This is a genomic window from Burkholderia sp. 9120, from assembly GCF_000745015.1.
GTDB lineage: Bacteria > Pseudomonadota > Gammaproteobacteria > Burkholderiales > Burkholderiaceae > Paraburkholderia.
The window spans coordinates 1,340,990-1,366,542 of the sequence record NZ_JQNA01000001.1 but is presented as its reverse complement, the minus strand read 5'-3'; the positions used below and the strand labels follow the sequence as shown (position 1 = coordinate 1,366,542).

Genomic DNA, 25,553 nt, shown 5'->3' with positions numbered 1-25,553 from the left:
TCAGTAGTCGCCGGGTAACAGGATCGTCGTGATCGAGCGATCCGCTTCGGTGATCATCCACACCTTCCCGCCACCCGGTAGCGCATAGTTCGACAGCAGACGCTTACCGGTCAGCAAGGCCAGTTCGTTCGAGGCGAGGTCTTCCACGGAAAGATCGCCCCAGTCGCCACGAATGTGGCGCGCGAGCAGTAAAACTCCCGAGATTCCCGCTGCATCGAGTACATCCTGCGCGGCTGGTGTGATAACCGGTTTGCCCATCGGAAAGCGTGGACCGCTCTTCGTATCGAGGCTCATGAATGGGCCTCCTGGACGTATTGCGAGATTGGCCACGCTGGATAGCTGCGTCGGGTTGTCGACGTCGATCGCGCTTTCTGACCGGTCACAACTTCGTCGAACCGCTCGACGGTGGTGCTTGAGCGGTCCCATTCCGTGGTTACGATGATCCGGTTGCCATCAGGCAGGCGATATATCGACAGCAGGCGCAGGCCAGTGGCGATCGACAGGTCGTTCTGTTCTTTATCGTTATCAGAAACACTGCCCCAGTCGCCAGCAAGGTGACGCAGCATGACGCTGATGACGGGAACGCCGTTCGTACGCAATGCGGCAAACGCAGCGGGCGTGATGAGCAGCTTGCCCGGATGAAATAGCGGTTTGAGGCGGGTAGGTTGGAACATCGACTTCTCCTGAAAATGGACGGGCACGCCCCTCCGGTCGAGCCGGATGCATGCGGGAAATGAAGGGAAGCCCGGCGGCATGCGCCGGCTCGAACAGGTCTGGGAGTTACGGCCTACGGTTGTTCGGCTTCAGCGGAACGCCTGTACCGAACTGCCTGGGCACTATCTCCAGATGCGCGCGGAGCGCCGGGAAGATGCTGGCGACACGGGGCATCGAGGCGAGGATGCGGACCAGCTCGCGCTGGCGATGCAGCTCGAAAGCCCAGGCTGCGGCGAAGCTAATGGCCGTGATACCGGCCACGACGCCGAGCCCCTTTGTCACGGGACAGAGGCGAGGCGGCAGGTGAACGAATGTCGTTTCGTGCATGGATTACTCCAGATAAAGGGCGAGCACGGGCCTCCGGATGAACCGGATAACGTGATCGTGTCGTGGTGGAAAAGAGATCGGGCGCAGGACGCGCCCGGCTTATGCCGTGAGGTCGGCGAGCTGGCGGCGCAGTGCAACGGCCCTGGCCTGAGAGCAGCCGAGGTGGCCGCGAATACCCGCGACGGTTGCGCGCACGCGACCGGCCGCGACGTCACGGGCGAGCTGCGTCACGTCGTCGTCGGTCGGTCCGGCAACCGGTAACGGTGAGACGGGATTGCCCGGTACCTCGTGACTAGCGGTCTTCCCTTCGCAACTAACGGTTGGCAATGCGTCAACCGGTGCGACTGCCGTTACTGCGGGCTGGGTCACGCGGGTCACATCCACGACTGGTCCGGGCAGCGGTGCGACGACTGGCGGAGTCGCGGCGACTGGAGCGGGCAGGGGTGATGACCGCAGTGCGAGCGTCCACAGCAGGCAGGCGACGCCTTCCAGGACGGCTGCGAACGCGAGCCCCGACAGCAGATCGACGCGTGCGGTAGTCGTGCCGAGTAACGCCGCGAGTCGCGACGTGACTGGATCGGCGAGTAACGCGTCGCGTCGTGCCGTGCCCCGGTCGCGCCCGGCTTCGATGCGTCGTACATCGTCCGCTTCGGCGTTCAACGCGTCGAGTTTCGCGGCAAGCGTCACGCGACGAGCTTCCAGCGTCGGGCAGTTGCCGACGCAGTAACGGGCACGCGCAGTCGCGAGTTGAGCGACTACCGTTGCACGTTCCGCCATCACGATGGTCAGACTGCGACCGGGCTCTGCGATGCCGACTGCCGTAACGGTCGCCGCCCGCCGGTCTCCTGCATGCTGCTGGGCGAGCAGGAAGAACTGCCCATGCCCGTAACAGGCGGTCGCCAGACACGCGACCCACAGCAGGCTACCTGTTGCGCGCACGGGTAATTCCACGTCCCGGATGAGCGCGGGCAGCAGATGCGCGCTGATGACCAGCACGACGCCGACCGCGACCCACACGACCCGTTCGGGCAGTGAGCCGCCGCGCTGCCAGCCTGCCAGAACCGACAGGCTGAGCGCGGTGGCCGTTGCGCCGACCGCCAGCATGAACGCCAGGCGGGCTGGCACCGTCATGCCGCCGCCCCGCCGAGCAGCACCGCCTTGCGCTCAAGCTTGTCACGTAGCGTCGAACGGCTGGCCGAGGCTGTTCCGTTTGATGTGCCGGTTGTTTGGTCCGCGTCACCATTGCCGCCGTCGCCTTCATCCAGACGCTCGGGAGCAGGATAGAACTCCTCGACGACAGCAGACCCGTCCTCGATACTGTCTTCGAACGCACCGTTACTGAAGCCGATCCGTGCAGCGGCATCCAGCGCCGCCTGGTCAAAGCCCGCCGCCTTTCGACGCGCATCCAGTTCGCGCGCCTGTACGATGGCTTCTTCGAGCGGGCCGCCGCCTCGTACGCCGAGGTCCACGTAGTAGATCGCCGCTCGATAGCTTTGGGTTGTCGATTTGCCGCGCAGCTTCAACTCCAGCGGCAGACACGCGAGCAGGTTGCCCGAGACGGCACTGAAGTAATGAAGACGGGCGGCGAGACACCGGATCGAGTTATAGGAGGTCGTGCGAAAGACGAACGACCCGAGTTCATCCTCGTCACCTATTGCGACGTTGAGCCGCCCGTAGGGCTTGCAGTTGCCAGCCTGCCCGAACGTGCAACCGTCTGGCGACGGACACGGCAGTGTCTCAATGCCTGCGTCGCCTGCGTCGCCTGCGCGTCTGCAAGTCTCTCCATTGCCGACACAGACGGGCCGCCCGGACTCACGGTCAAACAGCGAATACTCGGCACGCAGGTTGAGGTCGGGATCGTTAAAGAGGAAACGCACGGGGATCGCGCGCAGCTTCCCGGTGGTGGCCTTGCGCAAAGATTCGTTCAACGGATGCAGCACCCATTCGCCGCGCTGCTGAACCTGCGTGGTGAGCGTGAACTGGTCATCTTTCTCGGGCAGGCGCTTGCCGTTCTTCTCAACGACGCGGCCGATGGAAATTCTGCCGATGACTGGCGGCGTGATTGCGAGACCCTTCAGCATGATGGTTTTCCTTGTGGATATCAGACGTTAATGAGGAAGCGGCGTGAGCCGGGTTTCGTGATGGCGTACTGCGATTCGAGTTCGGGGTGATCGGCCAGCAACCGTTTCAGATCGATGCCGTCCGAGTCTTTGCTACGTTTGAATGAGACTTCGCCAGTCTCGAACCGCGCCCGGGATGCGTCGCCCATGGCCTGCTGGATGGTCTGTTTGAGCTTCGCCCCGTGCTCCTCGCGAAGTTCGATCTCGCCCCGCACGGCGACCAGATCGGCGAAGGCCTGCGACATGCGCCGGTCGTCAGTAAAGTCCACCGTGCCGGCATTGCCCGGATACAGGTGCCGCAATGCGCGATCGGCCGATTCCGATCCGTCCGCAGGCGGCGGGGTATCCGTTTCGACGTAGCGCCAGAACCGCGCCTCGAGCGGGATCAGGCGGGCAATGAGTTCGTCGTCGCGCTCGATGCGGTGAACCTCCAGCTTCTGGCCGCACAGCAGCACTGCGACATCGGCAGCCAGCTTGCCGGTGACGGCAAGCTGGTGTTGCACCTGCAACTGCACGTATTCCGGTACGCCATCGCGCCAGAGCCGTGCACCAAACTCGCCAGCGGTCTTGCACTCCAGAATCTGCACGCCCGGCACGCCAACGATTTCGCGGTCGAGGTTCGCGAGCATGAAGGAGATGGTCGAATGCTGAAGGACTGCGTTAACCTTGCGTACGCGATTGCCGGTCTGCTGTGTATAGGCGGCAGCAACGATCGGCTCAAGCAGCGTGCCCCAGTAGATGGGCTCAGACGTGTCGTGCGGGTCGGGTTTTGCCAGTCCGGCATCGCGTCCGGTCTTGTCGAGCCACAGCTCCAGCGGGCTCATGTACGGGTTGAGTCCTACGGCGGCGGCTGCATCCGATCCGCCAATCCCGGATTTCCTCACCTTGAGCCAGTCTTCACGCGCAAGATCCTTCGTTTCAACAAGCCGCAATGCCGGACGGTTCCTGCCGGGTCCTGCTGATTCAGGTTGAGACATGAACACCTCCAGAAATGAAAAAGCCCGGTGAGCCGAAGCTCAACCGGGCACGTATGCCGTAACGGTGAAACACTCATGCGACGAGCTTCATGGACTCATGCCACGCCTTCTGTTTGAGCGTGGCACCCGCGCCGAACCACGCCGCGTCGCGCCGGTGATCGTCGCTGCGCGCGCGGCGATGGTGGTCGGCGTATTCCGTAACAGCGTTGACGAGCCCCATGCGGTTCCCGATGCGGATGCCATATCCGCGCCTTTGCCGCGCCCCGCATAAAGCTGGGCAACCGCCTTGATCGCGCGTTCGTTGACGGCGAGCGCATCGCGATCGGCAGGGTTGGTCGCGGAATAAGTCAGTACGCGTCGCAGGAATTTCTCTGCAACGGCATCGGACACCTTGCGCTCCGAGAGTGCCTTCATGCGGGCCATGAAGCCGTCCCAGGAGGAAACCGCGATACCGAGCTGGCGCTTGACGGCCTGTGCATCGAACTGGCTGCGGTGGCCGACCTTGACTGCGCCGGTACTGTCGCCGAGCGCGACGGAAAGTGTGTTGTTGCATACCACACGAATTGTCGTGTGCTGCGCGGTGGTCGCGAGCGTGCCATCGCAAGCGGTGGCTAGCAGCAAGTAACCGTTGACCGTGTCGTTACCCTTGAGCGCGACGGATTGGCCGGTGCGGGCGAGCGCCCACAGCTTCTTGCCGTCCTTGAGCACGCCGGCGGTTTCGAGTTCGAAGCCCGAGACCTCTGTGAGATCCTTGTAAAAGTCCAGGATCTCGGCAGGCTGAACGACCTGATAGCGGCTGGAGACGACCGATAACGCAGCCTTCGTGTCCGAGCGGTACAGGACCTTCTGTTCGGGGAACGCGTGGATGGAGCCAAGGCCCGATGTGCCCGCAACAAAGCGCACTTCGGATTCCTCAATCTTCCAGTCCATGCCTGAAGCCTTGGCCCAGACTTCGAGCGACTGGTTGCGGGCGAGCGGATTACCGAGGCCGTGCCAAGGGACTTCGTTAGCGTAGGCCATTGATTGAACGAGATGCATATTGAGACTCCGATAAAAATGAAGGCATAAAGCCCGGCGCGAGGCCAGGCAACGTGAAAGGAAGGAAAGCGAAGAGAAAAGTGGGGGGCGAGGCTCAGGACCGATCTGAAACGGTCAGCCGGAACAGACGGTGAAGACGCATCCACAGGCGAGACACCGCCAGTTGTTCAAGACCGTCTGATCGATGGCTTCGCCCAACGCTGAGCCTGTGGCGCAGCCAGCGGCGCCAGCCACGAGCCCGGCGAGGATGGCGCCCGCGATGCCGCCGCACACGGCGCCACCCGGACCGCCGAGCAGGCCGATCGCCGCGCCGGTCTCCGCTCCGCAGAGCGAGGCTGCGATCGCGCTCGTTGCGCCTGCCGCAGCGCCGACGGCGCCACAGATCCGCCGGGCGATGTGGCGCTGCTCGGTGCGCAGTGACTCGCACGACGGACACGGCCAGATAAGGTTGCCCTTGCCGGGGCGAAAGCGTGGCGATTCGCGTTCGTCCGGCTCGGGCGGCGGGGGCAGCCCGTGCAGACGGTGCTGCAACATGTCGTCTTCATCTTCGTCCTCGTCGCCATAAGGAAAGAACGGAGGACGCTCATGCATGGATCTGGACCCGGTATGCACGGGCATGGGTGTCGCGCCGCACCTTGCCCACATACTTGCAGTGGCATGCGGCGAGCAACGCACCGCCGAGGAAGGCGAGCGCGAAGGCGGCGAGATAGTCGAGGGGAGAAGAGGTGGGTAGCATCGCTTGACTCCTGGGAAGGATGACGACGCCAGCATGGATGTGTACTGGCGAAGCCGCAGGAAGGGCCTGGGCTCGCAGCAGTCATATAGGTTTGAAAAAATCTTCAATCCTGCATGGGTGGACAGGCGGACGAAGGCTGCGGCCTCTGGCCGGGTGCGGCCCTGCATGGACCCTCAGCTTTCTCGTTTCTCTTTAGCGGACGGTCGGGGCAGCGATTTCGATTGCGCTTCCCGAACTTCCGAAGTCGACCCAAAAGGGACGGTCGCGCTTCCGCAAAGCGGTCATTCAGCTGTCAGAGGTTCAACGGATGCGCAATCAATTTCCGCCGTGGTAACGTGGATAAACATCACCGCATGTCTACGGGAAAAACAAGATGATTTCGCATGTTTTTGTCGGCGTTAACGACTTCGACCGTGCCTTCAAATTCTATTCGGTCTTGATGAATGAATTGGGGCATAAATTGAAGTTCTGTGAACCCGATAAGCCTTGGGCGGGTTGGGTAGCCGAGGGACTGCCCCGTCCGCTCTTTCTTATTGGTCAGCCCTACGATGGCAACCCCGCCAAACGCGGAAATGGTCAAATGGTGGCGTTGCTCGCCACTAATCGCCGATCAGTCGACAACGCATACACTAACGCGCTGGCGAACGAGGGCTCTTGCGAAGGCCCACCCGGTTTGAGAGCGCACTATCACCCCGACTATTACGGTGCGTACTTCCGTGATCCTGAGGGAAACAAGATTTGTGTTTGCTGTCACGATCCGGAACCACAGTAGTTCTGGCGTGATAGCGACCGTCTCTTCATGGCCGAAGGACTAAACCGCTCGCGCGGTAGGGGCTACGGTCAGACGCTGGAGGTCAGGGAGAGGCCGGTCACGCGGCTTTATGTTGGCGAATGAGGCAATCCGCCTCGTTCTTCAGCAGGAGCCGAATCATGACCTCCTTACCGGCAAACACCAGCCCACTGCGCCAGCGCATGATCGACGACATGCGCATGCGCCAGCTTGCCCCCAAGACGCAGGACATCTATCTGCACATCGTGCGTGAGTTCACCCGGTTTCTCGGGCGCTCACCTGACACGGCCACCGTCGAGGACCTGCGCCGTTACCAGCTCTATCTGGTCGACCACGGCACATCGGCCGTGTCGCTGAATCACGCGATCACCGGCCTGAAGTTCTTCTTCACCGTCACGCTCGACCGGCCCGAGCTGATGGTCAGGATGCAACCGGTGCGCGTGCCCCGCATATTGCCCGTCGTGCTCAGTCCCGACGAAGTGCGGCGACTCATCGAGGCGGCTGGCAACCTGAAGCACCAGACCGCGCTGTCGGTCGCGTACGGCGCGGGGCTACGCGCCAGCGAAGTGGTAGCGCTGAAGGTCGCCGACGTCGACAGCGAACGCATGACACTGCGCATCGAGCAGGGCAAGGGTCGCCGTGACCGCTACGCCATGCTCTCGCCGGTGCTGCTCGAACGTCTGCGTGTGTGGTGGCGCGTGGCCCGTGCGCAGGGCAAGATGCCCGATGGCGGGTGGCTGTTTCCCGGGCTCGATCCGCTCGACCAGTTAAGCACGCGACAGTTGAACCGTGCCATTCATGCCGCCGCCGAGGCCGCGCACATCGACAAGCGCGTGTCCATGCATACGCTGCAGCATAGCTTTGCGACACACCTCCTCGAACAGAAGGTCGACATCCGCGTAATCCAGGTGCTGCTCGGCCATGCGAAGCTCGAGAACACCGCACTCTACGTCCAGGTGGCTACCGACCTGCTTCACGAGGTCACCAGTCCCCTGGACTGTCTGCCTCCCGGGTAGGCCCGCGCGCTGTAGCGCCTCATGCTGGAGGTTGCGGACATCTTCCGCAGCCACGGGCCAGCGTGGCGGACCACGACACACCTGAGCCTGGGGCAGCTGAAGGTCATGTCGGCCATCGAACGGTGCCGCACGGCGGCACTGGGCGGACATGTGCTGCGCTGTTCAGGCTGCACAAGGACAGAGGTGTCGTTCAACTCGTGCCGGAACCGGCATTGCCCGAAGTGCCAGGCCAGCGCCGCACACCGCTGGCTGGAGGCACGCCAGGCCGATCTGCTACCCATCGAGTACTTCCACGTCGTCTTCACGCTTCCCGCATCCATCAGTGCGATTGCCTGGTACAACAAACGGATCATCTACGGCCTGCTGCTCGACATCGCCGCTGACACGCTGCGCACGATCGCCGGGGATCCCAGGCATCTCGGCGCCCACATTGGCGCCACGCTCGTACTGCACACCTGGGGCTCGGCGCTCACGCATCACCCGCATGTGCACGGCATCGTTCCCGGTGGCGGGCTCTCGCCTGACGGTGAGCGCTGGATCGCCTGCCGGCCCGGGTTCTTCCTGCCCGTGCGCGTCCTCTCACGCCTGTTCCGGCGCCGCTTCCTCGAAGCACTCGCAGACGCACACCGGCGCGGCCAGTTGCAGTTCTTCGGCGAGTACACCGGGCTCGCTGATCCCGCTACCTTTGCCCGGTGGCTTGCGCCGCTACGTACCTGCGAATGGGTGGTCTATGCCAAACGCCCGTTCGCCGGACCGCAAGCGGTGCTCGAGTACCTCTCACGCTACACGCACCGCGTCGCCATCTCCAACCAGCGCCTCGTCGCCTTCGATGAGCGCGGCGTGACGTTCCGCTGGAAGGACTACCGCGCAAAGGGACGCACCCGCTACAAGACCATGACCCTCGAAGCCGGCGAATTCATGCGCCGCTTCCTGCTCCATGTGCTGCCCGGTGGCTTCCATCGCATCCGTCACTACGGACTGCTCGCCAACCCGGTGCGCCGCGCCCGTCTCGCGAAGTTGCGGGACCTGCTGCACGTCGCACCCAAGGTCAGCCCGCCACCGGATGACACTGTCCTCCAGACGCGGCCCGTCTTCATCTGCCGGCACTGCGGAGCACCGATGATCGTCATCGACATCCTCGCGCGCAGCGCCCCGATCCGCGCACCGCCCATGTGCCGGCGTCAAACATGAGCGCAACAGTTGCTCGATCTGCCTGTCGAACGTCGGCTCTGCGGCAACGCGGCCCACGGGCGGACGTTTGCGCGTGTCGCCTCGCCAGGCGCTTCGCTCGCCCGCTTCATCATCGCGAATGCACGACTGCACCACTTCGCTACGGCGTCAGCGCCCGTCCGGCACCCCGCCTGACCCGGCCTTATCCGACACCACTGACCACCCCGGCCCATCAATCGCCATAGCCGCGAAACCTCCAACCGCGTTGGGGCACTCCGCGGTTTCCTCCATCGGGCTTATTCGACGCCTGCCAGCACGCGCAGAGGCACCGTCACATTCCTGTGGTCCATGGCAGGCATCGAATAACCTTTAACGAGCCCGGTCCGACGTTGAACTGACGGAGCGGACCGCCATTGAGTGGTCCGCGTCGGGTAGAAGTCGACCCGAAGCGGTCTCCCAGATTTCCCGTTAGCGGACGGTCGAGGAGGCATTTGTCTCGTTCCGCGACGTCGATATACTGGTGCTGGGTCGGCGATGCGGAAATCTCATACGGTGCGCGTGGGACTACTGCTGATCGGGTCCAGTGCCTATGGCACGAAGTCCGTATGCTTTCGCGTAACGTACAGTCATCTTTTTCAGCAACGCATCATTTGCGATGAATGACACGAACAACCACGGGCACTGAATGCTAGAAGCTAGCGAATCGTCAAGATGTCGCCCGAGAGGCTTTCGCGCACCCCGTTTCCCGCACTGGCCTTCGGTCACGATGGCAAGCACTTCATTCTCGCAGGCAGCGACGGAGAGACTGTCCTCGTACTCGAACCAAACGCACAGGCCACCGTCGTACGTTCGCGCGAAGAGGTGTCCGAGCGATCAAACGGACGACTGATGCTTTTCGCGTCGCGGGCGTCGCTCGCTGGCGAACTCGCGCGTTTCGATTTCTCCTGGTTTATCCCGGCAGTCGTCAAGTATCGCCGGCTATTGCTGGAGGTGCTGTTCGTATCGTTGATCCTTCAGCTCTTCGGTCTCGTCTCGCCGTTGATGTTTCAGGTCGTGATGGACAAGGTCTTGACGAACCGTGCGTACGATACGCTTAACGTGGTCTGTATTGCGTTGCTGGTCAGTTCGGTGTTCGAAATCCTGCTTACAGGGCTGCGTAACTATATTTTCTCTCACACGACAAACCGGATCGACGTCGAGCTCGGTGCCCGCCTTTTCCGGCACCTGTTCGCCCTCCCTCTTGCGTATTTTGGTGCCCGCCGTGTCGGCGATACCGTGGCACGTGTCCGGGAACTCGAGAACATTCGAAACTTTCTGACCGGGCAGGCGCTCACCGCCGTCATTGATCTAACCTTCTCGGTAATCTTCCTCGCAGTGATGTGCATGTACAGCGTTTGGCTCACGCTAATTGTCGCGGTGTCGTTGCCAATCTATGCTGCCATTTCCGCCGGGCTCAATCCAATCCTTCGTGGCAGACTGAATGAGAAATTTGCGCGCGGCGCCGACAACCAGTCGTTTCTGGTCGAAGCAGTCTCCAGCTTCGAAACCGTCAAATCAATGGCGGTTGAGCCGCAGTTTGTCAGGCGCTGGGAGGGGCAACTAGCAGCTTACGTCGCTGCAGGCTTTCGCGTCTCCTCGCTTGGCAATGTAGGGCAGCAGCTGATCCAGCTTGTGGGTAAGTTCGTGACGCTTGGAATACATCGGACAGAACGCAACCGTAGTGGTCAATCCACAAGGCAATGTGGTCACTACATGGGGAACAAGTGCAGCGGGAGTTGGAAAATGAAACTGGCACTAACTGATCGTCAAAAGGAAATCGTGAGCAACCTTCGTGTCAAAGACGCAGGGAAAAACACGGCGACGTTCGATAGCCTGGATGCGGGGGAAATGACCTTCGCTGAGATTGATGTGATATGCGGGCTGATAAACGCAGAGTTCATGATGGAAGGTATATTGCCGACCTTTGAACCCAACGAGTACGGGCTAGAGCTGGAGAGATTACTTGATCTGATCAACAGGCCTAGATTGAGGACGTAGCCTTGTTGCCACAAACACAGCAGACGGGTCCAATGTTGGGTGGCGGTTCGAACTTGTTGATTTGATTGCGAGGGACGAGGAGGCATACGGCAGCTATCTTTGGGGACGTACCTGATTCGGCCAGTTTACCGTACGCAGGCTTGGCGCCCGCGTACGGCGCTTATGCCCCTTGATCTAAGTGTTGGTGCTGTTTCTCTTATTCCCGTTGACCTCTTGAAGCGAAATTCCGGCTTGCGTCAACATCCAGGACTCGATCCTGCCGTGCGACTGACGCAGCAAATCAATCCGCCGATAATGCTTTTCGGCGATGGCGGACGGCTTGTGTTCTTGGATCTGAGCAACAACTCGGACGGGCACTTCACCCACTCGGATAGGCGACACCATGCCCATAGAAAGTGTTGAATGCTTCCGATTCACCGAGTCATCCCGCTGCTTGAAGTGGAAGAATCTTCGCACCAATTCTAAGTTGATCCAAGTAGTCTGCCCATTTCTGCATCATTAGTCGCCGTTCCTTGATGAATTTCGTTCGGTTGTATGCTCGACCGAGGGTGTCTGGGACTGTATGAGCAAGCTGATGCTCGATCACTTCGGGTTTTTGCTCCAGTTCCTCATGGAGGATCGTACGCGCCATTGCTCGAAAGCCATGTCCGGTGATTTCGGTACGAGTGTCGTACCCTAAGCGACGTAGCGCTGCATTGATTGCGGCATCGCTCATCGGACGTAATTTCGACCGCGCTCCTGGAAACACGTAACGTCCATCGCCTGTCAACGCCTGCAGATCTTTGAGAATTTGTACTGCTTGTCGAGAGAGCGGAACGAGATGCTCCGTCTTGGTTTTCGTGACCAGATAGCGCCACTCAGCTTTCTCGAAATCGAACTGGGACCACTCGGCTTTGCGTAGCTCGCCAGGACGTACAAACAGCATAGGTGCCAGCTTGAGTGCGCAAAGCACCGGAAAGGTACCGCCGAACCCATCGAAAGCACGCAGCATTTCCCCAACCTTAACGGGTTCCGTGATCGCTGCGAAGTGCGTAGTTTGAGCCGGAGGGATCGCATCTACGAGATCCGTGGCTGGATTGCTTTTGCAAAATCCTTCCTTGATAGCGTATCGGAATACTCTATTGATCTCGCTGCGCACCCGATGTGCAGTGAAGCGTGCTCCACGGCTGTCGACCCGCTTCAACACGGCCAGAATTTCGGGCGCCTCTATATTTTCAATCGGACGTTTGCTGAGCCATGGGAATATATCCTTTTCGAAGCGAGCGAGGGTCTTGTCGTACTGCCCAGTTTCGACATTCGACTTACGCTCATCCATCCAGCCGCGAGCAACTGCCTCAAACGAATTGTTGGCGGCGAGTCGAGACGCCTGTTTGTCAGCCTTCTTCGCCTCGTTCGGATCGACCCCCAAGGCTAACTTTTCTCGAGCTTCCGTGCGACGTAACCGAGCTAAGGAGAGGCTTACCTCTGGGTAAACGCCCAGGGCCAACGTCTTTTGTTTGCCTAGAAAGCGATACGCAAGGCGCCAATATTTCCCGCCATTGGGTTGTACCAACAGGAACATGCCATCTCCGTCAGTCAGTTTGTATGGCTTGGGCTGAGGCTTGGCGTTGCGGACGGCAAGATCTGTGAGGCTCATGTACGTTGATACCAACACGAGTTAGGTCGATACCAACGAATATACCATCAAGTTTTTTGGATTGTATCGGACATCATTCGACGCCAGAAAAGCAAAAACCCCAACAAACTCATTGATTTATTGGGGTTTTCGGACGATCTCGGACATCGTCGGATATGCTGTTGGTGCCCAGGGCCGGAATCGAACCGGCACGCCTTGCGGCGGGGGATTTTGAGTCCCCTGCGTCTACCAATTTCACCACCTGGGCAGGTCTTGCAGCACACGCGTCGGAACATGGCGCGCGGCGAAGACGCAGATTATGGCAAAAAATCGGACGACGGGCAAGCCGGTTGCTCGATTCAGCCGCGATGCCGTCAAACCGTCCGCGAAAATCGTTCGAGTGTCTGCTGACCGAGGTAGCGGTCGAACACCATCGCGATGTTGCGCACCAGCATGCGTCCGGCCATTCGCACTTCGAGCTTGCCGGCGCCGAGCGTGACCAGTCCGTCGTCTTCGAAACTGCGCAGACGCTCCAGCTCGGGCTCGAATGTGTCGGCGAAGCGAATGCCGTAAGCCGCTTCGAATTCGTCGAAGCGGAGTTCCAGATTGCACATCAGTTGCGTGATCACGTCGCGGCGCAGACGGTCGTCGGCGGTGAGGCGCACGCCGCGTGTGATCGCGAGCCGGCCTGCGTCGATCGCGGCGGCGTAGCCAGGCAGGTCCTTGACGTTCTGCGCGTAGACATCGCCGACCTTGCCGATCGACGACGCACCGAAGCCGATCAGATCGCATTCCGCGCGCGTGCTGTAGCCCTGGAAATTGCGGTGCAAGGTACGCTGCGCCTGGGCGCGCGCGAGCTCGTCGGTGGGCAGCGCGAAGTGATCCATGCCGATGTACACGTAGCCCGCGCCGGTCAGGCGCTCGACCACCCGTTGCAGGATCGCGAGCCGCACTGTCGGTGACGGCAGCGTGGCCGGGTCCATCTGCCGTTGCATCTTGAAGAGCTGCGGCATATGCGCGTAAGCGAACACCGAGAGACGATCCGGCGCGAGTTCGAGCATCGTGTCGAGCGTGCGGCTGAAGCTCTCAACCGTTTGATGCGGCAGCCCGTAGATCAGATCGACGCCGATCGAATGAAAGCCGGTCTCGCGCGCGGCTTGCATGACCGACGCGGTCATGGCGAGCGGCTGAATGCGGTTGATCGCCTGCTGCACGACCGGATCGAAATCCTGTACGCCGAGGCTGAGCCGGTTGAAGCCGAGCTTGCGCAAATGCGCGATCGTGTCGGGCGAGGCTTCACGCGGATCGACTTCGATCGAATACTCGCCTTCGGCTTCGGGCAGCAACGTAAAGTGCTCGCGCGCGGCGGCCATCAACTCCGCCATTTCATCGTGCGACAGGAAGGTCGGCGTGCCGCCGCCTAAATGCAGTTGCGACACCGGACGCCGCGTGTCGAAACAGGCGGCCTGTAACGCCATCTCGCGCTTCAACTGGTCGAGGTAGGGCCGCGCGTGGGCGCGGTTCTTTGTCGCGACCTTGTTGCAGCCGCAGTAGAAGCACACGGTGTCGCAGAACGGAATATGGAAGTACAGCGACAGGTCCGTCGTAGCGGCGCCCGGGTCGGCGGCGGCGCGCAGGTAGTCGGCGGGATCGAACTCGTCGCGGAACTGCAGCGCGGTCGGATAGGACGTATACCGTGGACCGTTCGCGCTGTATTTGGCGAGCAGGTCGGGGCGGAACAGCGTCTCGGCGGTGGTCATGAGGGGCTCGGGTTGGTTGGCCACCCTGGAAGAGGCAGGCTCGGGCGCGCTTTGCCTGAGCGGAACGGGATCGGACATCACCGGTCGGTGCCTCTTGAGCGTGGCCTTTGTGATCCTCTGAGTTTACGTGAGCGGCCGTTTGCTGGATTGCGTAAAAAGGTCGCATGGAATGCGATGGCACAATGCGGGTCTACAGGGTGGCGGCGGTTGGTGGGTTTCGGGAGATGGCGTGAGTGATTGGGTGGATGAAGCGGTGAATGACGTGGTGAACGAAGTGAAAGATCGAGTGCGAAACGCAGGGCAGATCGACGTGCGGAACCCGGCGCAAAACGCCGTGGCGGACCGCGCGGGGAAACGCGAGTCGCCGTTTCGCGTCGCGGGTCACGCGTGCCGGCCCGATTGCGGCGCGTGCTGTATCGCGCCGTCGATTTCGAGTCCGATTCCCGGTATGCCCGACGGTAAGCCGGCCGGCGTGCGCTGCGTGCAACTCGGCGACGATCTGCGCTGCGCGATCTTCGGTCAGCCGGAGCGTCCGGCGTGCTGTTCCGGTCTGCAACCGCAGATGGACATGTGCGGCACGGAGCGCGACGAAGCCCTCGCGTGGCTGACGCAGCTCGAAGTGCAAACCCGGCCGCGCAATTAGACAACCCGCCCCGGCCCAACCGCGTGCACAAACAACCTTCTTCAGGAGATTCCGCATGATTGAACCCACCGCGCCGGCCCGGCGCCGCTTTCTGCTCGCCGCGCTGACAAGCTGTAGCGCGCTGGGCATCACCATCTCGCTGGCCGCTTGCGCGACGCCGACTTTCCCGTTCATCCCCTCGCACTACACGTTCTCGCAGCAGCAGGTGCAGGACGCGGTGCAGCGCAAATTCCCGTATCAGCGCACGGTTTCGCAAGTGTTTGACGTGGCGCTGTCCAACCCGGTGGTCGGCTTCCTGCCGGACGCGAACCGTATTTCGGTGAAGCTCGACGCGCGTTTCGCGAGCCCGTTCATGCCGCAGCCGGTCGACGGCGTCTTCACGCTATCGAGCGAACTCGCCTATGACGCCGCCAGCAAGTCGGTCGTGCTGAAGTCGCCGAACGTCGACAATGTTAGCGTGAGCGGCCAGGCGCAGGCCTATACGCAACAGATCAGCGCCGCAGCGGCGGTGCTCGCCACCCAATTGCTGACCAACTATCCGATTTACACCTTTAAGCCCGAACAGTTGCAATTTGCCGGCGTGAATTACGAACCCGGTACAATCACGATCCTTACAAACGGCATACGCGTGCAGATCGTCGAAAAATGACGTGGCGTGCGGCCGTCAGGGCCGCGCCTGAGCGTGCCGGCCCTGTCGTTCCGACTATTTACCGCGATGAGGGTCACGGATGGACTGGCTAATGGCTTGCAAGGCGCTGATTCTGGGCGTCGTCGAAGGGTTGACGGAATTTCTGCCGGTGTCGAGCACCGGGCATCTGATCGTCGCGGGCAGTCTGCTGAATTTCACGGACGCGCACGCGAAAACCTTCGACGTCGTGATCCAGCTCGGCGCGATTCTCGCCGTGTGCTGGGAGTTCCGGCGGCGTATCGGCAGTGTGGTGACCGGTTTGCCGAGCCGTCCCGACGCGCGCCGCTTCACGCTGAACGTGATCATTGCGACGATTCCGGCGATCGTGCTGGGCTTGCTGTTCGAGAAGTCGATCAAGGCGGCGCTGTTTTCGCCGGTGCCGGTCGCGTTCGCGCTGGTGGCGGGCGGCGTGGTGATTCTGTGGGCGGAAGCGCGGCAGCGCGCGCGCGGCAATGCGCCGGCGCGCGTGCAAAACGTCGACGAACTGAGCCCGCTCGACGCGTTGAAAGTTGGCCTCGCGCAGTGTTTCGCGCTGATTCCGGGCATGTCGCGCTCGGGCTCGACGATCATCGGCGGGATGTTGTTCGGTCTCGAACGGCGCGTCGCCACCGAGTTTTCGTTCTTCCTCGCGATTCCGATCATTTTCGGCGCGACCGCTTACGAGCTCTATAAAGACTGGCACCTGCTTTCCGTCGATGCGCTCGGCAGCTTCGCGCTCGGCTTCGTGGCGGCCTTTGTCAGCGCGTTCGCCTGCGTGCGCTGGTTGCTGCGCTATATCTCCGCGCACGATTTCACCGTGTTCGCCTGGTATCGGATCGGCTTCGGCTTATTGATCCTGCTGGTTGGTTATAGCGGCGCGCTGAGTTGGGCGGATTGAGTTTCTTCGCGTCGGGTGGTTAGCTTGCACCATGAAAAAAGGTCCGCGTTTGCGGACCTTTTTGTTTGACGACGGCGGCTTTACCGTTCCGTCTGAGACGTTGCCGTCAGTCGCGTTTGCGGAATACGAGATCCCAAACGCCGTGGCCGAGCCGCAGCCCGCGGCGCTCGAACTTCGTCACCGGACGATAGTCGGGACGCGGGGCGTAACCGTCGGCGGTATTGGCCAGCGCGGGTTCGGCGTCGAGTACTTCGAGCATCTGCTCGGCGTAGTTTTGCCAGTCGGTCGCGCAGTGCAGATACGCGCCCGGTTTCAGCCGCGACACCAGCAATGCGACGAACTTCGGCTGGATCAGCCGGCGTTTGTGATGACGCGCCTTGTGCCACGGATCCGGAAAGAAGATGTGCACGCCGTCGAGGCTGTCCGGAGCGATCATCTGCTCGAGCACTTCCACCGCGTCGTGCTGAATGATGCGGATGTTCGACACGTTCTGCTCGCCCATCAGTTTCAGCAGCGCACCGACGCCGGGCTCGTGTACTTCGACGCCGAGGAAATCGTCGTCAGGGCGGTGCGAGGCGATCTCCGCCGTGGTCGCGCCCATGCCGAAGCCGATTTCCAGCACGCGCGGCGCGGCGCGGCCGAACACGCTGTTCCAGTCGGGTTGTTGCGGCGTGAACGGCACCACGTAGCGCGGGCCGAGCTCGTCCATGGCGCGGCGCTGGCCGGTCGAGACGCGGCCGGCGCGCGTCACAAAGCTGCGGATGCGGCGCAGGTGCAGGGCTTCGCCTTGCGGCGCGGCGGCGTCGCCGGTGGCGGGGTGGTCGTCGGCTGCGCTGGAAGGCGTAGGGAGGTCGTCCGGCAGGCCGGCGTCGTTGGGATCGTGGATCATTGTCGATGCTGCTACAAGGGTCAGGGCTGCGCGGCTCGGGCGGCGTATCGCTACGCGGCGCTCCGCGCTCGCGGTGTATTGCGCGTGACATGGGCCATGGGCCGCCGTGGTTCGCACGCGCGGTTTGTCAGCACCGTGCGCGGCGAATCGCGCCGCCGGGCCGCCGCCACTACAAAAAAGCCGCCTTCGTGGAGGCGGCTCGTGCTGGATTCTGCTGAGGTTCAGCAGCAAGGTGGAGCGGGCGTTGCAAGTGCGCGTAAGGTAGCACAACCGAAAAGGGTGCGTCCAGACGGACAGGAGCGTGCTTTGCGCATGGAAATCGCGGGTACATTACATTTCAATAACCGCGATGGGCATTCGTATGATTTAATCGTTCTGTAAGCCACCTGTTTCCAACGATTATCTGAACGACTATCCACTATGAGTAAGCACGCACACAATCATCGTCAGGCGAAACCGGCCAAACAGGGCTGGGTGGCTGTCGATCCGAGTACCGTTCCGACCACTTCACGACATGCGCTGCGCGAGGCGTTGTCGATCGAAAAAGTGTCGCTGACCCAATTCGACGATTTACTGTGGTTGATGGCGCAGGAATCGGGCGGGGTCGTGGACCTGCGCAATCCGAAGATTGCCGCGCGCGGGCTTTATCAGTTATTACCGGCGCAGTCCCGATTGAATCCTGATGGCGACAAGTCTTTCGGCAATGCCGTTGAAGAATGCCAGGGCGGCATTCGCTATATTCTTGGCCGTTATCATCATGCCGGCGCCGCCAGGTTGGTGTGGGAAGCGAATCACTGGGTTTAATGCGCGTTGCGATGCGCCGTGGTTCTAGGTGGTACGGCGCAATTCGTGTTCGAGCTTCGCGCTGGCAATCTCGTCCAAAGGCCGAATGGCTTGCTCGAGAATCCTGATGAGCGACGGGGTGGCGCCCTGCGCTTCGAAGACGGTCTTCCAGCTTCGAACCGCACCCCAGACGCGGCGGATAACGCCAAGCGCGGCGGGGCGATCCGGCACGAAGGCCGCGAATTCGCTCATGGCGTTGTCTAGCGTGGCCAGTTTTCCCTGGGTTCCAACGCTCAGATGCAAGCGCCTCTCCTGCGAGGCCGACGGCCGCGGGACCACGTCGTACAAGGGGCTTAGCCGCCAGCCCTGTAACTGCGCGTCGTAGGAGAACGCGTGATTGCGCAGGTGGTCGTCGTCATTGGTCACGAAGATGTTAAGCACCATCCGGGCGAACAGCTCTTCGTTGTCGCGCGCAATACACTGGGGATGAACCTGCTCGCGGATGGTCTGCGCGAGATCCTTGTAGCCCTTGGCGATCGATTCCATCTCGGGGCAAGCCATCAAGGTCAGCGCGCTGACTTGCGGAATGCGTCCTTCAGTGAATCCCGCCCGCGGTTCGGTGTCGTAGCCGCGCGCCATGGCCGTGAGCGGCTGGCCCGTCGGCGCCCAGAAACGGTCGAACCGGCGAATCAGCAGAACCGGATGGTCGCCCACGGCGATGATCCGCACCGGCGGCACCGTCAGACCGGCCGCACGGGCTAGTTCCAGAGCGCCTGCCTCGACAATCGCCAGGTTGTACGCGTCGTTTTTTGCCGGAAATTTGGCGAGCCACAGCACGCCGTGTTCGTCGCGTACGGACGCTTTGGGACGCGCGCCACCGGCCGACGGTGCGCCGCCCAGGTAGGGCAGGAGATTCGCCGGAATTGGTTCGCCTGCTTCGACGGCCGCCGCTGCCTGGAGCAGATACGGCAAGCCCAGCATATTGCCGGCGGCCTGTCGGGGCGGTGTGTCGAGGCGTTCGCGAACGTCGAGCGCGCCGACCCGATCGCTGCCGGCTTCCAGCAGATAGGTGAATTCGTCGAGGCTATTCGGCGCGGCCTGGAGCCGGGCCTCGATGACGCGCCGGCCCCAGGCGTCCGGTGTGGCGTCGCGAATGCCGCCAAATTCTCCGACCGCCGGCAGCGGATACCACCGTGCGCCGGGATTTTCGCGTGCCTTTGCCAGGTTTAGCGCGAGCGGGTCCACCTCGAAGGCTTCCGGGCGTTTTACGTAGCGTGTGCCGTAGGCAAAACTGACGGTCCGTTGATCCGCTGCGGCTGTCTCGCTGTCCAGCAGGCCGGCCGGCACGAATTGATGCGCGCCGTCGACCTGATCGGGCACGTGAGCAAAAACAGCTACCCGGTCAGGGACGCGGCGAGTTGCCAAGTACGGCTCCTTAAAAGTCGAGATCGCGAAGTTCGGTTTTGGTCGCGCTACGCACGCGCTGCGGCAACTTGCGTGCGTGCAGTGCAATCAGGGCGGGCACGTCGCCAGCCAGTAACGCTTGCAACGACACTTCCGGTGCCATGGCATGCACGTAGCGCAGGACTTGCGCCAACGTGCGCCCAGGGTCGCCCTTTTCTATAAGAATCGCCGTGGACCGGGACAGCCCGGCACGCGCCGCCGCGTCGGACTGGCGCAGCTTGACGCCTTGCCTGAGTTGGGCGATGCGCTCGCCCAGCATTTGCGCTTCGGTGAGACGGACGGAGGGCAGGAGAGGCGTTTCGTTGCGCTTCATAATGTCTGCAATCGTAGTCTTAAAGTGACTTATGGCTTGTGATTGAGAACATGCTATGCCGCTCGGGTTTCGTCGTCAAGACTGGAATCATAGACCTTATGTCGGTTAAGGACTGGGATTGCAGACATTTTCGGGTTATGGTCGCGAGTTAATCCCAAGCGCACAGGCCAAGCGCGCGCCAATTTCGCCAGACGACGACGGATTAACCCGACCGGACCGGCTTTTGCAATCAATGATTCTGGTGAATGTCGACCAGGTCCAGCACGGCCTTGATGAGATAGGCGGATGAACCACCTTGCAACGCTTCACGAACGGAAGCGGTGGAGCGGGCGATGGGAATCGAACCCACGGCTCTAGCTTGGGAAGCTAGGGTATTACCATTATACGACGCCCGCAGAGCGCATGATTTTACTCGGGAAAGGGCGGTTAGCGCAAATCGCGCCGCCATTTCCCGTCAAAGCCGATGCCGCGGTCAGCTTCAGATCACGAAGTAAGTCAGTTGAACCGCCGCGCGCGTCACCACCATCAGCAGCACCTGCACGATCACGAACAGCAGAATCGGCGAGAGATCGATGCCACCGAGCTGCGGCACGACCCGGCGCAGCGGATTCAGAAACGGCGCGGTCAGCTGATACAGAATCGGCATGGCCGGCGAACGCGGATTGAGCCACGACAGCAGCGCCATCAGGATCGTCATCCAGATGATCAGATTCAGCGCCCACTTGATCAGCGTCAGCACGGCGACGATCAGCAGCGTCGGCACGAGGGTCAGCGGATCGGCGCCGGTCAGGACCACCATCAGCACCACATAGACGATCGCCGCGATCAGCGCCGCGACAAGGCTCGCCCAGTCGATGCTGCGGGTGCTCGGCAGAATGCGCCGCAGCGGCAGCACGATCCAGTTGGTGGCTTGCAGCACGGCGTTCGTGACCGGGTTGTACGGCGGCATGCGCACGACCTGCAGCCAGGCGCGCAGCAGCAACGCCGCGCCGAACAGCGTAAAGACGGTATTGAGCAGAAAACGGGCGATATCGCCAAACATCGTGTGTCCTTATCCTTCTGATGGCGGCCGTCGATCGGCCGCGGGGAGCCGGCGCGAGCCGATCGGTGCGCCGGCGGTTTCATTCGGTTTCCATGCGCCGATTCCGCGGAAGGGCGCGTCATGTGCGGTTTCGAGCGGCCGCTCGGCGTTTGCCCAGCTTACTTCGATCGCGCTACCTTCCAGCGAGCTTGAGCGGCTGGTCCAACGATAAGTCGCCGCCCTGGCCGTCTCCGCTTGCCATCACACGGAAATCTTGATCTCGCTGATCAGAATCGTGCCGTTGCCGCCGTCGGTGTAATTGGGAATGTCCGCGGTGAGTTGTTCGGCTGCGGACTTGAAGACCTTGTAGAAGTCGTCCGTGCTCTCGAACAGGAAGTGTCCCGCTGCGACGTACGGCGGTGGCGTTCCCGGCGGCCCGGCGTTGATGCCGACGTCGACCGACCAGCCTTTCAGCGACGGCCCGAACAGCCTGGCCGCCAGCGGCATGTGCGTGACGCAGTAATAGTCCACGTCGAAGTGGCCGTTTTCCCGGTACGGATAAAGGATGCTGACCTTGATCATTGTGCGTTCTCGTCTGTTGGTCCAGAAGCGCGGCGCTGGCGGATTGCGCGCGGCGCCGGACGTCACATTATCACGGCTTACTTGACGCTTGCACCTGCTGCCGCCTGATTCAGCGAGCGGTTGAGCGATTCTTCGACAACCTCGGCGATCGCGTCGATGGCGGCGGGCGGCGTGGCGCGGCGTTCGGCGAGGCCGACCGCGCGCCGCGACAACAAACCGTATAGCGCGGCGTGGTCGCCGCCGAGCCCTTCCAGCAGCGCCAGCTGCTTTTCGACGACACCCGTGTCGCCGCGCGACACGGGGCCGGCGAGCGCATTGGACAGGCCCTTGTCGCGCGCCGTTTCGATCGTGCCGGCGAGCATCGGCAGCAGCGCGCGCAGGGCGTCGTCCTCCGCGAAACCTAGCGTGCGCCACAGCGCGACGCATTCGGCGAGGCTGCACAGCGCGAAGCTGGCGGCATAGTGCGCGGCCGCGTGATACAGCATGCGGCCGCCTGCCGGAATCGACAGCGGATGGCAGCGTAGCGCGACGGTTAGCGCCGTCAGCGCGTCTTTCAGCGCGCCGTCGGCCTCGATCGTGACCGAGCAGCCGGCAATCCGCTCGAGGTCGGCGAGGTCACCGCCAAAGAGGTACAGTGGATGAAAGCCGCCGATCGCCGCGCCCTGATCGCGCGCCGGGGCCAGCAGCTCGACCGGCGAGGCGCCGCTGCAATGCACCAGCGCCTTACGCGAGTCGCTCGCTGCCGCCGGGCCGAAGCGCAGAGTGTGGGCTGACGAACCGATATGGTCGTCCGGAACGGCTAAAAAGATGATGTCGGCGGCGTCGACTACCTGTTGAGGGTCGTCACAAGCCGCGCAATGCCCGATTTGACTGGCGAGCCGGCTGGCTGAAGCCGCTGTGCGGCTCGTCACCGCCGTGACCGGATAGCCGGCGCGGGAAAAGCTCAGCGCGAGGCACCGCGCGAGCCGGCCTGCACCGATAAAGCCGAGGCGCGGCAGAGAAGACTGGGACATGGTTGCCTGCTCCAGACGGAACATTGGGACGGGAAAGCAGAAGTATCGCGCATCCGGCCGCGCTTTCCTCTGATCAGTTGGCGCGCCGTATGGCGCAGCAGGCCGGTTATCCGGCGGCACGCGCCCCGCAGGCTTGAAAACTGCTCACAATTTCTTTATGTACCGCTTTAGGCCGTTGCAGTTCCGGGTATTTCGTCTCGCAGTCAGATTCGGGAGGTCACGATGAGCATTTTTTCTTACCGAAAGCACTTGCGGTTCCTCACCCACGCCCAGCGCCGCCGCTGGTGGGACCAGAAAAAACGCCTGACGCCGCGCGTGCGGATTAGCGGCGCCTACGTCCCGCCGAGCGTGTCGCGCGAATTCGCCTACGTGAAGGTCGGTTGACACACCGCTGCTAGCGCTGTTTGCAGGTAAGAGATGCCCGGCCTCAGCGCCGGGCATTTTTCGTTTTGGCGCGTCAATCGAGCCGTCAGGATTGAAGCTAATTTGTAATCAAAGATTACTGAAAAGCGCGCATTCGACGCCGCGCGCTTCGTCAAGCGGCCAATGAGATCCCGCGGCCGCGCGGAAACCCTTAGTTTTCAGCCCGCTACGTCGGCCGTTCGGCATTTCTCGCGCACGGGCTAATTGCGGCGTATTGCCGTCAATTGCAATTTGCAACAAATGCGCACAAATACGATTGGGCTTTTTCGATACATTGGATTCATAGCATGCAACGCGTGCAAAGTCGGCGACCTGAGTGGGCCGCGCCAGGAGAATACAAGTGAAAAAGATCGTTCCGTTTGTCGTTGCCGCCGCACTCGGCTTAGGGCTCGCCAGTGCAGCCGAAGCACACGTTTCCGTGGGTATCGGTATCGGGGTGCCGATCGCGCCGGCTTATCCGGTTTATGCTGCGCCGCCGCCGGTTTATTACGCACCGCCGCCGGTCTATGCTCCGCCGCCGGTGGTGTATGCGCCGCCGCCTGCCGTCGTGGTGGGCGGGTATTACGGTGGCTATGGCCGTCCTTATTACCATCACGGTTATTATGGCCGCGGCTATTACGGACACGGTTATTACGGCCATGGTTACTACCGCCGCTAATCGCACCAGCGTTTAGCGCGGGTTTAACGGCGTAACGCCGGCTTGATCGCCGGGTTACGCCGTTTGTCTTTTGTTGGCGCGGCCGTGATCCAAAGCACCGGTGAAGCTGGGACAATGGTTGTTTAACCATCGCTCTGGAGAGTTTCGCCGATGCATGCGCTTCCCGCTCCCACTTTCGACGACGTCCTCGACGCCGCCGCGCGTCTCGAAGGCGTCGCGCATCGCACCCCTGTTTTGACCTCGAGCACGTTCAACGAACGCACGGGTGCGTCGGTATTCTTCAAGTGCGAAAATTTTCAGCGCATGGGCGCCTTCAAGTTTCGCGGCGCCTATAACGCGATTTCGCACTTCGACGCGGAGCAGCGCAAAGCCGGCGTGCTGACGTACTCGTCGGGCAATCATGCGCAAGCCATCGCGTTGTCCGCGCAACTCGCCGGCATCCGCGCGACGATCATCATGCCGCACGACGCCCCCGCGGCCAAAGTCGCGGCGACCAAGGGCTACGGCGGTGAAGTCATCACCTACGATCGCTACACGGAGAACCGCGAAGAGATCGGCCGCCGCCTCGCCGAAGAGCGCGGCATGACGCTGATTCCGCCTTACGACCATCCGCATGTGATCGCGGGGCAGGGCACCGCGGTGAAGGAATTCATCGATGAAACCGGCCCGCTCGACATGCTGTTCGTCTGTCTCGGCGGCGGTGGATTGATCGGCGGCAGCGCGTTGTCGGCGGCGGCGTTGAGCCCGGCATGCACGGTGATCGGCGTCGAACCGGAAGCCGGCAACGACGGCCAGCAATCGCTCGCGCGCGGAGAGATCGTGCGTATCGACACGCCGCGAACTATCGCCGACGGCGCCGCCTCCACGCATCTCGGCGACTACACGTTCGCGATTATTCGCAAACTGGTGGCGCGAATCGAAACGGTCAGCGACGCGCAATTGATCGACACGATGCGTTTTTTCGCACAGCGCATGAAGATCGTGGTCGAGCCGACGGGCTGCCTCGCGGCGGCGGCGGTCCTGAACGGCATCGTGCCGGTTGAGGGCAAACGCGTCGGCGTGGTGATCAGCGGGGGGAACGTCGATCTGGAGAAGCTCGCGCAGTATCTCGCGTGATAGATCGCTCGCGTTGCCGCGTACGCTGACGTTCGCTGAACGGAATAGAAGGTCGCAGATGGAAAAACGGCTCGCCTAAAGCGAGCCGTTTTCGTATCAACTCACCGCGTGCGCGGTCTGCACGATCAGATCGCGATACCCGTTGACGATCACGCTATAAGAGAAGTACGCGAACAGCAGCGCGGACAGCACATGACACGCGCGCAGCAAACCGGTGCCGGCGCGCTTGCGGCCGTGACTGCCGAGCCCGCAGATAAAGATCGTCCAGCACAATCCGCCGAGAAAGAAGCCGCCGAGAAACACCGGCGCTGTTGTGACGCTCGTCGCACCGGCTTTCGCGATCAACGCGCCGCCGACGGCCGCGAACCACAGAATCGCCGAAGGCGACGACACCGCCAGCAAGACGCCACGCAAAAAGCCGCGCCATGCGGACAGATGCGGCGCATTCGCGTCCGCCTTGCCGGCGACTGCGGGCGCCGGCGCCGGGAACATTGCCTCACGCGCCATTTTCCACGTGAGAAACAGCAAAATCGCCGCGCCGCCGATCCATACCACCCAGCGCACCGATTCGAACTGCAGCAACGCGGCCATGCCCGCGAGCGCGAGCGCTGCGTAAATCAGGTCGCCGATGCACGAGCCGAGGCCAAGCCAGAAGCCGGGTTTGAAGCCGTGCGAGAGCGTCAGCGAAATCATTGCGACGTTCACGAGACCGATATCCAGACACAACGACAACGACAGAAAAAAACCATCCGACATCATTGAAAAAGCATGCATCCGCGCGAC

At 62.0% G+C, this 25,553-nt stretch carries 28 protein-coding genes, 2 tRNA genes and 2 pseudogenes; 11 read left to right on the top strand and 21 right to left on the bottom strand.

Annotated features, from left to right (window positions below):
* The 9 genes and pseudogenes from FA94_RS06095 to FA94_RS39085 form a co-directional block, all read right to left on the bottom strand.
* Entirely contained in the window at positions 1 to 294 is a 294-nt protein-coding gene (locus FA94_RS06095) for a hypothetical protein (protein ID WP_035547872.1), read from the bottom strand.
* The gene (locus tag FA94_RS06090; protein ID WP_035547871.1) at positions 291 to 674 is read right to left on the bottom strand and encodes a hypothetical protein; all 384 of its coding nucleotides are present in this window, start codon (positions 672 to 674) and stop codon (positions 291 to 293) included. The genes FA94_RS06095 and FA94_RS06090 overlap by 4 nt, the downstream gene beginning before the upstream one ends.
* Before the next feature lie 106 nt (positions 675 to 780).
* Positions 781 to 1,041, bottom strand: coding sequence for a hypothetical protein (locus FA94_RS06085; RefSeq protein ID WP_035547868.1), 261 nt, complete (start codon positions 1,039 to 1,041; stop codon positions 781 to 783).
* 99 nt (positions 1,042 to 1,140) lie between these two features.
* Positions 1,141 to 2,172 carry a hypothetical protein gene (locus FA94_RS06080; protein WP_035547865.1) on the bottom strand — a complete coding sequence of 344 codons (1,032 nt, stop codon included), beginning with the start codon at positions 2,170 to 2,172 and terminating at the stop codon, positions 1,141 to 1,143.
* A complete protein-coding gene (locus FA94_RS06075; RefSeq protein ID WP_035547862.1) occupies positions 2,169 to 3,122 on the bottom strand; it encodes a recombination directionality factor in 954 nt (317 codons plus the stop codon). Before FA94_RS06075 ends, FA94_RS06080 begins: the two co-directional genes overlap by 4 nt.
* Positions 3,123 to 3,142: 20 nt before the next feature.
* Complete coding sequence (locus FA94_RS06070) at positions 3,143 to 4,138, bottom strand: YqaJ viral recombinase family nuclease (RefSeq protein WP_035547859.1); 996 nt, start codon at positions 4,136 to 4,138, stop codon at positions 3,143 to 3,145.
* A 73-nt stretch (positions 4,139 to 4,211) separates the two neighbouring features.
* Positions 4,212 to 5,176, bottom strand: a pseudogene (locus FA94_RS06065) (DUF932 domain-containing protein).
* Between the two features lie 114 nt (positions 5,177 to 5,290).
* Entirely contained in the window at positions 5,291 to 5,767 is a 477-nt protein-coding gene (locus FA94_RS06060) for a hypothetical protein (protein ID WP_081935720.1), read from the bottom strand.
* The gene (locus tag FA94_RS39085) at positions 5,760 to 5,912 is read right to left on the bottom strand and encodes a hypothetical protein (RefSeq protein WP_197070177.1); all 153 of its coding nucleotides are present in this window, start codon (positions 5,910 to 5,912) and stop codon (positions 5,760 to 5,762) included. Before FA94_RS39085 ends, FA94_RS06060 begins: the two co-directional genes overlap by 8 nt.
* Before the next feature lie 373 nt (positions 5,913 to 6,285).
* Between FA94_RS39085 and FA94_RS37805 the strand changes: the two genes are divergently transcribed.
* The 4 genes from FA94_RS37805 (at position 6,286) to FA94_RS06045 (ending at position 10,925) form a co-directional block, all read left to right on the top strand.
* Entirely contained in the window at positions 6,286 to 6,684 is a 399-nt protein-coding gene (locus tag FA94_RS37805) for a VOC family protein (protein WP_081935718.1), read from the top strand.
* 158 nt (positions 6,685 to 6,842) lie between these two features.
* Positions 6,843 to 7,718 (top strand): site-specific integrase, encoded by an 876-nt coding sequence (locus FA94_RS06055; protein ID WP_035547857.1) that lies wholly within the window; start codon positions 6,843 to 6,845, stop codon positions 7,716 to 7,718.
* Positions 7,719 to 7,739: 21 nt separating this feature from the next.
* Positions 7,740 to 8,909: an IS91 family transposase gene (locus tag FA94_RS06050; RefSeq protein ID WP_035547855.1), complete on the top strand. Its 1,170-nt coding sequence runs from the start codon at positions 7,740 to 7,742 to the stop codon at positions 8,907 to 8,909.
* Between the two features lie 690 nt (positions 8,910 to 9,599).
* A complete protein-coding gene (locus FA94_RS06045) occupies positions 9,600 to 10,925 on the top strand; it encodes an ABC transporter transmembrane domain-containing protein (RefSeq protein WP_156126541.1) in 1,326 nt (441 codons plus the stop codon).
* Positions 10,926 to 11,099: 174 nt separating this feature from the next.
* Here FA94_RS06045 and FA94_RS39365 read toward each other — a convergent pair.
* The 4 genes and pseudogenes from FA94_RS39365 to hemN form a co-directional block, all read right to left on the bottom strand.
* A pseudogene (locus FA94_RS39365) lies at positions 11,100 to 11,285 on the bottom strand (preprotein translocase); the annotation flags it as partial.
* A gap of 61 nt (positions 11,286 to 11,346) precedes the next feature.
* Entirely contained in the window at positions 11,347 to 12,561 is a 1,215-nt protein-coding gene (locus FA94_RS06035; protein WP_035547849.1) for a tyrosine-type recombinase/integrase, read from the bottom strand.
* Positions 12,562 to 12,723: 162 nt separating this feature from the next.
* Positions 12,724 to 12,808, bottom strand: a tRNA-Leu gene (locus FA94_RS06030).
* Between the two features lie 106 nt (positions 12,809 to 12,914).
* Entirely contained in the window at positions 12,915 to 14,300 is a 1,386-nt protein-coding gene (gene hemN, locus FA94_RS06025) for an oxygen-independent coproporphyrinogen III oxidase (protein ID WP_035547847.1), read from the bottom strand.
* 334 nt (positions 14,301 to 14,634) lie between these two features.
* On the opposite strand from hemN, the gene FA94_RS06020 reads away from it, so the two are divergent.
* The 3 genes from FA94_RS06020 to FA94_RS06010 all read left to right on the top strand — a co-directional run bounded on the left by FA94_RS06020 (position 14,635) and on the right by FA94_RS06010 (position 16,508).
* On the top strand, positions 14,635 to 14,943 hold the full coding sequence (locus tag FA94_RS06020) for a YkgJ family cysteine cluster protein (RefSeq protein WP_035549396.1): 309 nt from the start codon (positions 14,635 to 14,637) through the stop codon (positions 14,941 to 14,943).
* Between the two features lie 55 nt (positions 14,944 to 14,998).
* Positions 14,999 to 15,592 (top strand): DUF1439 domain-containing protein, encoded by a 594-nt coding sequence (locus tag FA94_RS06015; protein WP_035547844.1) that lies wholly within the window; start codon positions 14,999 to 15,001, stop codon positions 15,590 to 15,592.
* Positions 15,593 to 15,671: 79 nt separating this feature from the next.
* Complete coding sequence (locus FA94_RS06010) at positions 15,672 to 16,508, top strand: undecaprenyl-diphosphate phosphatase (protein WP_035547842.1); 837 nt, start codon at positions 15,672 to 15,674, stop codon at positions 16,506 to 16,508.
* A gap of 106 nt (positions 16,509 to 16,614) precedes the next feature.
* Here FA94_RS06010 and trmB read toward each other — a convergent pair whose 3' ends face one another.
* Positions 16,615 to 17,397, bottom strand: coding sequence for a tRNA (guanosine(46)-N7)-methyltransferase TrmB (gene trmB / locus FA94_RS06005; protein ID WP_035547839.1), 783 nt, complete (start codon positions 17,395 to 17,397; stop codon positions 16,615 to 16,617).
* Between the two features lie 474 nt (positions 17,398 to 17,871).
* Here trmB and FA94_RS06000 point away from each other — a divergent pair, with 474 nt between their 5' ends.
* Complete coding sequence (locus FA94_RS06000; protein ID WP_231584855.1) at positions 17,872 to 18,201, top strand: aggregation-promoting factor C-terminal-like domain-containing protein; 330 nt, start codon at positions 17,872 to 17,874, stop codon at positions 18,199 to 18,201.
* Between the two features lie 24 nt (positions 18,202 to 18,225).
* Here the strand turns inward: FA94_RS06000 and FA94_RS05995 are convergent, their stop codons facing one another.
* The 6 genes from FA94_RS05995 to FA94_RS05970 form a co-directional block, all read right to left on the bottom strand.
* A complete protein-coding gene (locus FA94_RS05995; protein WP_051980387.1) occupies positions 18,226 to 19,605 on the bottom strand; it encodes a type II toxin-antitoxin system HipA family toxin in 1,380 nt (459 codons plus the stop codon).
* A 10-nt stretch (positions 19,606 to 19,615) separates the two neighbouring features.
* Positions 19,616 to 19,957, bottom strand: coding sequence for a helix-turn-helix transcriptional regulator (locus tag FA94_RS05990; RefSeq protein ID WP_035547834.1), 342 nt, complete (start codon positions 19,955 to 19,957; stop codon positions 19,616 to 19,618).
* Between the two features lie 321 nt (positions 19,958 to 20,278).
* Positions 20,279 to 20,352: transfer RNA gene (locus FA94_RS05985), tRNA-Gly, on the bottom strand.
* 83 nt (positions 20,353 to 20,435) lie between these two features.
* Entirely contained in the window at positions 20,436 to 20,999 is a 564-nt protein-coding gene (locus tag FA94_RS05980) for a YggT family protein (RefSeq protein ID WP_035547831.1), read from the bottom strand.
* Between the two features lie 240 nt (positions 21,000 to 21,239).
* A complete protein-coding gene (locus tag FA94_RS05975) occupies positions 21,240 to 21,560 on the bottom strand; it encodes an EthD family reductase (RefSeq protein ID WP_035547830.1) in 321 nt (106 codons plus the stop codon).
* A gap of 77 nt (positions 21,561 to 21,637) precedes the next feature.
* Positions 21,638 to 22,573 carry a Rossmann-like and DUF2520 domain-containing protein gene (locus FA94_RS05970; protein WP_035547827.1) on the bottom strand — a complete coding sequence of 312 codons (936 nt, stop codon included), beginning with the start codon at positions 22,571 to 22,573 and terminating at the stop codon, positions 21,638 to 21,640.
* 222 nt (positions 22,574 to 22,795) lie between these two features.
* On the opposite strand from FA94_RS05970, the gene FA94_RS39080 reads away from it, so the two are divergent.
* The 3 genes from FA94_RS39080 to FA94_RS05960 all read left to right on the top strand — a co-directional run bounded on the left by FA94_RS39080 (position 22,796) and on the right by FA94_RS05960 (position 24,770).
* Positions 22,796 to 22,957: a hypothetical protein gene (locus FA94_RS39080; RefSeq protein ID WP_176058684.1), complete on the top strand. Its 162-nt coding sequence runs from the start codon at positions 22,796 to 22,798 to the stop codon at positions 22,955 to 22,957.
* Positions 22,958 to 23,336: 379 nt separating this feature from the next.
* Positions 23,337 to 23,654, top strand: a complete 318-nt coding sequence (locus FA94_RS05965) for a hypothetical protein (RefSeq protein WP_035547823.1) — start codon at positions 23,337 to 23,339, stop codon at positions 23,652 to 23,654.
* A gap of 150 nt (positions 23,655 to 23,804) precedes the next feature.
* Complete coding sequence (locus FA94_RS05960; RefSeq protein WP_035547820.1) at positions 23,805 to 24,770, top strand: threo-3-hydroxy-L-aspartate ammonia-lyase; 966 nt, start codon at positions 23,805 to 23,807, stop codon at positions 24,768 to 24,770.
* 96 nt (positions 24,771 to 24,866) lie between these two features.
* Here FA94_RS05960 and FA94_RS05955 read toward each other — a convergent pair whose 3' ends face one another.
* The gene (locus FA94_RS05955; RefSeq protein WP_035547818.1) at positions 24,867 to 25,544 is read right to left on the bottom strand and encodes a LysE family translocator; all 678 of its coding nucleotides are present in this window, start codon (positions 25,542 to 25,544) and stop codon (positions 24,867 to 24,869) included.
* Positions 25,545 to 25,553 lie beyond the last annotated feature (9 nt).

Bases quoted from the DNA above. Each gene is read 5' to 3' on its own strand.
- FA94_RS06035 (WP_035547849.1), bottom strand. From the start codon at position 12,561: ATGAGCCTCACAGATCTTGCCGTCCGCAACGCCAAGCCTCAGCCCAAG.
- FA94_RS06080 (WP_035547865.1), bottom strand. From the start codon at position 2,172: ATGACGGTGCCAGCCCGCCTGGCGTTCATGCTGGCGGTCGGCGCAACG.
- FA94_RS06070 (WP_035547859.1), bottom strand. From the start codon at position 4,138: ATGTCTCAACCTGAATCAGCAGGACCCGGCAGGAACCGTCCGGCATTG.
- FA94_RS06015 (WP_035547844.1), top strand. From the start codon at position 14,999: ATGATTGAACCCACCGCGCCGGCCCGGCGCCGCTTTCTGCTCGCCGCG.
- FA94_RS39085 (WP_197070177.1), bottom strand. From the start codon at position 5,912: ATGCTACCCACCTCTTCTCCCCTCGACTATCTCGCCGCCTTCGCGCTC.
- FA94_RS06085 (WP_035547868.1), bottom strand. From the start codon at position 1,041: ATGCACGAAACGACATTCGTTCACCTGCCGCCTCGCCTCTGTCCCGTG.
- FA94_RS06045 (WP_156126541.1), top strand. From the start codon at position 9,600: ATGTCGCCCGAGAGGCTTTCGCGCACCCCGTTTCCCGCACTGGCCTTC.
- FA94_RS05975 (WP_035547830.1), bottom strand. From the start codon at position 21,560: ATGATCAAGGTCAGCATCCTTTATCCGTACCGGGAAAACGGCCACTTC.
- FA94_RS06095 (WP_035547872.1), bottom strand. From the start codon at position 294: ATGAGCCTCGATACGAAGAGCGGTCCACGCTTTCCGATGGGCAAACCG.
- FA94_RS05970 (WP_035547827.1), bottom strand. From the start codon at position 22,573: ATGTCCCAGTCTTCTCTGCCGCGCCTCGGCTTTATCGGTGCAGGCCGG.
- FA94_RS05990 (WP_035547834.1), bottom strand. From the start codon at position 19,957: ATGAAGCGCAACGAAACGCCTCTCCTGCCCTCCGTCCGTCTCACCGAA.
- FA94_RS06060 (WP_081935720.1), bottom strand. From the start codon at position 5,767: ATGCATGAGCGTCCTCCGTTCTTTCCTTATGGCGACGAGGACGAAGAT.
- FA94_RS06090 (WP_035547871.1), bottom strand. From the start codon at position 674: ATGTTCCAACCTACCCGCCTCAAACCGCTATTTCATCCGGGCAAGCTG.
- FA94_RS06075 (WP_035547862.1), bottom strand. From the start codon at position 3,122: ATGCTGAAGGGTCTCGCAATCACGCCGCCAGTCATCGGCAGAATTTCC.
- FA94_RS37805 (WP_081935718.1), top strand. From the start codon at position 6,286: ATGATTTCGCATGTTTTTGTCGGCGTTAACGACTTCGACCGTGCCTTC.
- FA94_RS06050 (WP_035547855.1), top strand. From the start codon at position 7,740: ATGCTGGAGGTTGCGGACATCTTCCGCAGCCACGGGCCAGCGTGGCGG.
- hemN (WP_035547847.1), bottom strand. From the start codon at position 14,300: ATGACCACCGCCGAGACGCTGTTCCGCCCCGACCTGCTCGCCAAATAC.
- FA94_RS05955 (WP_035547818.1), bottom strand. From the start codon at position 25,544: ATGCATGCTTTTTCAATGATGTCGGATGGTTTTTTTCTGTCGTTGTCG.
- FA94_RS06055 (WP_035547857.1), top strand. From the start codon at position 6,843: ATGACCTCCTTACCGGCAAACACCAGCCCACTGCGCCAGCGCATGATC.
- FA94_RS39080 (WP_176058684.1), top strand. From the start codon at position 22,796: ATGAGCATTTTTTCTTACCGAAAGCACTTGCGGTTCCTCACCCACGCC.
- trmB (WP_035547839.1), bottom strand. From the start codon at position 17,397: ATGATCCACGATCCCAACGACGCCGGCCTGCCGGACGACCTCCCTACG.
- FA94_RS05980 (WP_035547831.1), bottom strand. From the start codon at position 20,999: ATGTTTGGCGATATCGCCCGTTTTCTGCTCAATACCGTCTTTACGCTG.
- FA94_RS06010 (WP_035547842.1), top strand. From the start codon at position 15,672: ATGGACTGGCTAATGGCTTGCAAGGCGCTGATTCTGGGCGTCGTCGAA.
- FA94_RS05960 (WP_035547820.1), top strand. From the start codon at position 23,805: ATGCATGCGCTTCCCGCTCCCACTTTCGACGACGTCCTCGACGCCGCC.